Annotated in this window: 5 protein-coding genes and 1 pseudogene; all 6 read right to left on the bottom strand. The window is 68.6% G+C overall.

Translation table 11 applies throughout. The annotated features are described in order from the left end of the window. Window positions 1-157: 157 nt before the first annotated feature. A complete protein-coding gene (locus D7X74_RS39695; RefSeq protein WP_120538135.1) occupies window positions 158-628 on the bottom strand; it encodes a cyclic nucleotide-binding domain-containing protein in 471 nt (156 codons plus the stop codon). 33 nt (window positions 629-661) lie between these two features. Continuing rightward, window positions 662-1,177, bottom strand: a complete 516-nt coding sequence (locus D7X74_RS39690) for a gamma carbonic anhydrase family protein (protein ID WP_120538134.1) — start codon at window positions 1,175-1,177, stop codon at window positions 662-664. A gap of 43 nt (window positions 1,178-1,220) precedes the next feature. Continuing rightward, window positions 1,221-2,606, bottom strand: coding sequence for a tRNA (N6-isopentenyl adenosine(37)-C2)-methylthiotransferase MiaB (gene miaB / locus D7X74_RS39685; protein WP_120538133.1), 1,386 nt, complete (start codon window positions 2,604-2,606; stop codon window positions 1,221-1,223). A gap of 72 nt (window positions 2,607-2,678) precedes the next feature. Further along, a complete protein-coding gene (locus tag D7X74_RS39680; RefSeq protein WP_120538132.1) occupies window positions 2,679-3,194 on the bottom strand; it encodes a hypothetical protein in 516 nt (171 codons plus the stop codon). Window positions 3,195-3,219: 25 nt separating this feature from the next. Beyond that, on the bottom strand, window positions 3,220-4,617 hold the full coding sequence (locus D7X74_RS39675) for a VWA domain-containing protein (protein ID WP_120538131.1): 1,398 nt from the start codon (window positions 4,615-4,617) through the stop codon (window positions 3,220-3,222). 20 nt (window positions 4,618-4,637) lie between these two features. Beyond that, window positions 4,638-4,942, bottom strand: a pseudogene (locus D7X74_RS39670) (class I SAM-dependent RNA methyltransferase); the annotation flags it as partial.

Here is a 4,942-nt window from a genome sequence, read left to right as displayed (position 1 = left end):
CCACCCACCCCTACCCTGTGCTCCAACCTGGGAGCCCACGGGTCCACTCCTGGCGAGGACAGTAACCACATCCCGTGCGGGCGGCAGGGGCTCCTTGCCCTTCCGACCTCCTGGCACGAGGACGGGGCCCTCCACCCAACACCCAAGCCTGCCGACGTCAGGCGCCCGTGGACCGCACGACGAGCGTGCGCAGCATGTCCCGGTTCTCCCGCGCCTTGGCGCCGAAGTGGCTGACGATGCCCATGAGCAGCTTGATGCAGGCCTGGGGCTTCTGGGCGAGCAGCTTCTGGAAGTCCGCCGAGCGGATCTCCAGCGCCATCACGTCCGTCTGCGCGGTGGCGGTACACAGCCGCTCCCCCTTCTGCACGAGCGCCAGCTCGCCCAGGGGTTCGCCCACCGTCACCTCGCCCAGGGACACATCCTCGCCTCCGGGATTCCGGGCGCTCAGCCGCACGGTGCCCTCGCCGACAATCAGCAGCGAGTCACCGGCCTTGCCCTCGGAGAACAGCGCTGTCCCCTTCGGGAAGGCACGCGACACGGCCGCCGACGCGAATATGGCGATGCCGGTGTCGGTGAAGCCCTTGAACAGCGGGCAGGCCTTGAGGGTCGTCTCGGGCACGAGAGCCATGAGGGTGTTCCTAACACGCACAACCCGGCGCCGTCAGCGGCTCGCGCGGTGCTCGGAGGCGGTCTCCACGTAGTGGAGGGCGGATTGGATCAGGAACTCGCGCTCGCCCTCGGTGATGGGGCGCTTCACCTTGCCGGGGGAGCCCACCACGAGCGAGCCCGGGGGAATCTTCGTGCCGGGCGTCAGCAGCGTCCCGGCGCCGATGATGCAGTCGTCTCCCACCTCCACCCCGTCCATCAGGATGGCGCCCATGCCCACGAGGACGCGGTGGCCCACGATGCAGCCGTGGAGGATGACCCGGTGGCCCACCGTGCAGTCGTCGCCCACCGTCGTGGAGTCACCCTGGCTGGTGACATGCACCATGGTGAGATCCTGGATGTTGGTGCGCTTGCCGATGCGGATGGAGTTCACATCCCCCCGCAGCACGGAGTTGAACCAGACGGAGGAGTCCTCGCCCAGCTCCACGTCGCCCACCACCTGGGCGGAGTCCTCGACGAAGCAGCTCGGGTGGACGCGGGGGGACACCCCGCGAAACGGCCTCAACGCCATGACGGAACCTCCGGGAAGACGGAAGGAACGGCGGGGTGAAGCGTCAGGCCTCCGCGGGCACGTGCAGCGGCACCGTGAGCTCCACCGGCGGCGGCGCCACCGTGGGGCCCTGGAGCACCGCCACCTGCTTGCCCTGGAGCTGGTTGGGCGTGGCGCGCTCGATGTGGACCGTCACGAAGGAGCCCGCGGGAGCGTCGCCGTCGAAGTTGACGGTGCGGTTCTCCGGCGTGCGCCCGAAGCGCTTGGTGGCGTCGTAGCGCGAGCGGCCCTCGACCATGACCTCCACGTCCAGGCCCACCTGGGACTGGGTGTACTCGCCGCTGATGCGCCGCTGGAGCTTCTGCAGGCGCTCCAGCCGGGCCACCTTCACCTCGTGCGGCACGAGGCCCCACTCCTTCTCGCGCAGCGCGGCGCCCGTCTTGGGGCGCGGGCTGTAGACGAAGGAGAACTGGTTCTCGTACTTCACCTGTTCGGTGAGCTGCATCGTCATCTCGAACTCTTCCTCGGTCTCTCCGGGGAAGCCCACGATGATGTCGGTGGTGACGGCGATGCCGGGGCGCGCGGCTCGCAGCTTCGCGAGCTGAACCAGGTACTGCTCCACGGTGTAGTCGCGGCGCATCATCTTCAGGATGCGATCGCTTCCGCACTGCACGGGCAGGTGGAAGTGCGGGGCGATCTTCGGCTGCACGCGGAACGCTTCGATCAGCTCATCCGACAGGTCATGCGGATGGCTGGTGGTGAAGCGCACGCGCTCGATGCCCGGCACCTCCGCGGTGCGCAGGAGCAGCTGCGCGAAGCTGATGCCGCCCATGTACGAGTTGACGTTCTGACCGATGAGCGTGACTTCGCGCAGGCCCACGCGCGCCAGGTCCGCCACTTCGACGAGCACGTCCGGGAACGCGCGGCTCACCTCGCGGCCACGGGTGTGCGGCACGACGCAGAACGAGCAGACGTTGTCGCAGCCCTTCATCACGGTGACGAACTCGGTCACCTTGCCCCGGGACGTCTCCGCGTCGGCGCGCGGGAAGACGTACTCCTCGGAGTCCACGAAGGCGGTCTCCACCACCCGCTCGCGCGCTTCCTGCACGCGGGTGATGACCTCCGGCAGCTTCGCGATGTTGTCCGGGCCGAAGACGAAGTCCAGGTAGGGCACCTTCTTCAGCAGCTTGTCCTTCTCCTGCTGGGCCACGCAGCCGCCCACGCCCAGGATGGCCCCGCGACTGGCCTTCACCGCGCGGTAGCGCCCGAGCGCGGACAGCATCTTGTCCTCGGCCTTCTCCCGGATGGAGCAGGTGTTGAGGATGATGAGGTCCGCGTTCTCCGGCTCCGGCGTCGGGACGTAGGACATCTTCGACAACGCTTCGCTCATGCGGAGCGAGTCGTTGACGTTCATCTGACAGCCGAAGGTGTGGATGAAGTAGCGCTTCATGGTTGGCCTATAGGGAAAACGGGCCCTTATGCGATGACCGGGCGCGGAATGCAACCGGGCGGACGGGCTGGTTCATCCCCGGCTGAGCACCTTCGTGAGCCGGGTGTGCAGGGCGACCAGGACCGGCTCGTGCTCCCGCAACAGCACCACCGTGTCCGGACCATAGCGCCGGCCCAGGGCCTCCGTGTGCCGCTCCTGCTTCTTCAGCTCGTTCTGGATGCGCTGGCGCAGTGCGTCCACCTCCGCCCCGGAGGTGGCCTCCAGCTCCGTCAGCTTCGACTGGAGCCGCTGCGCGGTCCACCGCCGGCCACCAAAGGCCCGGAGGACGGAGAGCCCCCACTCCACCGTCTTGAGGGTGAGGCCGCTGTCGGTGAGCGCGGCCGTCTGGGCCCGGGCCATGGCCTCCGGGGCAGCGTCCGACTCCACGTGGGACAGGAAGGTCTCCTGGTAGCGGATCAGGCTGTCGAGCAGCGCCTTGTCCACCGGCTGGGAGGCCATGCGCAGGGTGCGGTCGTCGGCGGCGTCGAAGTCCGGGCCGGTCTCCACGTTGGGGACGTCCAAGTAGTCGTCGAAGAGGGACGGAGCCATGGGGGAACCTCGGGGGAAAGGGGGTTCAGGCGGGGACAAGTTGATCCGCGATGCGGGCCAGGTCCGAAACGGACGTGACGACCACCGCCTGGTGACAGTGCTTCTCGTAGGTGAGCATCTCGCTGTCGCCGATGCCCCAGTTGCCGCGGTCCTCGGGGCAGATCCACAAGAGCCGCTTCGCCTTGCGGCGCAGGTCCTTGAGGGCCCACGCGTTGCTCGCGTTGTAGTTGTTCCGGCCGTCGCCAATGATCATCACCGTGGTGCGGCGGGTGATGCTGCCCAGGTGATCGCGGGTGAAGTCCGCCAGCGCGCGGCCGTAGTTGGAGTTCGCGCTCATGGACACCGTGCGACCGGCGGTCGCCGCGTCGATGGCCTCGCTCACGTCCAGGTCCTTGAAGAAGTGGGTCACCTCCCCCACGTCGGACACGAAGACGAACGAGCGCACACGCACGAACAGCGACTGCAGCGTGTGCATGAACAGCAGCATCATCCGCGACGCGTTCCGCACGGAGTCGGAGACGTCGCAGAGGACCACCAACTCCGGGCGCTCGGGCCGGCGCGAGCGGAACTGCGGCACCATGGGGATGCCGTCCCAGGGCATGTTCCGGCGCAGCGTGCGGCGCACGTTGAGGGCGCCCCGGCGGTGCGAGCGCTGCTTGCGGATGAGCCGGCTCTTCAGCTTCTCCGCCATCGTGCGCACGGCGGCCTCCATCTCATCCACCTCCGCCTGGGTGAGCAGGTGGAGCGGCTTCTCCGTGACGGAGTCCGTGCGGCGGCGGATGCGGGCCTCGGACTGGCGCTTCACCTCCTGGCGCGCGGCGTCCTCAATCTTTCGCATCGCAGCCGCCACGTGGCGCGAGACGATCTCGATGCCCTCCGCGCTCAGGCCGCGCGCGTGCAGCTCGTCCTCCATGGACTTCAGGTCGGAGCGCGCCCGCTCCATGCCCGCGCCCGCGAGCAACCGCCGGGTGAAGAACCCTGTCTGGAGCGGGCTCTCCAACTGTCCCAGGTCCAGTTGCAGCGAGGCCTGCCGGAAGATCTGCGCCAGCCGGGCGCGGTCACCCGCGAGGATGGCCTGGGCCAGGGGGGACATCTCCGGCGCGAGCAGGTTCATCTGGTAGATGACCATCTTCAAGAGGTCGCCCTCCAGATAGCCCTCTTCCTCCAACTGCTTCGCCAGCGACTGGTCGATGGCCTCGAACGTGCGGGCGGCGCCGGAGAAGTAGAAGTCGAACGCGCGGCTGAAGGTCTCCACGTCCAGTTCGCGCTTCACGAGCGTGGTGCGCAGCACGGCGCGGAACAGGCTCCGATCCTGGAGGCCCACCTCGGCGGTGGCACGCAGCGCGTCCTGCACCTCGGACGTGCTGACGCGCACGCCGTTCTGGCGGAGGACCTCGGCGAACTCGACGATGCGTGCGTCCATGGCGAGTCCCTTTCCGTGCGCTACCGCTCGAACGACATGACGGCTTCCACGTGGTGCGTCTGGGGGAACATGTCCACCACCTGGAGCGCCACCGGCTTGTAACCGGCCTCCACCAGCCCCGCCGCGTCCCGGGCGAGCGACGCCGGGTCGCACGCCACGTACACCACCCGGCGCACGTTCAACGCGCGCATCCACTTCGCCAGCCCGGGGGCTCCGGCCCGAGGCGGGTCCGCGAGACACACATCGAAGCTCCGCGCTTCCGCCACCAGCCCGTCGCACACCTTGCGAGCGTCACCCTGGATGAAGCGCACGTTGCCCACCCCAC

The organism is Corallococcus sp. CA047B (assembly GCF_003612065.1).
GTDB lineage: Bacteria > Myxococcota > Myxococcia > Myxococcales > Myxococcaceae > Corallococcus > Corallococcus praedator.
This window is presented reverse-complemented; position numbering and strand designations above follow the sequence as displayed.

Bases quoted from the DNA above. Each gene is read 5' to 3' on its own strand.
- D7X74_RS39695 (WP_120538135.1), bottom strand. From the start codon at position 628: ATGGCTCTCGTGCCCGAGACGACCCTCAAGGCCTGCCCGCTGTTCAAG.
- D7X74_RS39690 (WP_120538134.1), bottom strand. From the start codon at position 1,177: ATGGCGTTGAGGCCGTTTCGCGGGGTGTCCCCCCGCGTCCACCCGAGC.
- miaB (WP_120538133.1), bottom strand. From the start codon at position 2,606: ATGAAGCGCTACTTCATCCACACCTTCGGCTGTCAGATGAACGTCAAC.
- D7X74_RS39680 (WP_120538132.1), bottom strand. From the start codon at position 3,194: ATGGCTCCGTCCCTCTTCGACGACTACTTGGACGTCCCCAACGTGGAG.
- D7X74_RS39675 (WP_120538131.1), bottom strand. From the start codon at position 4,617: ATGGACGCACGCATCGTCGAGTTCGCCGAGGTCCTCCGCCAGAACGGC.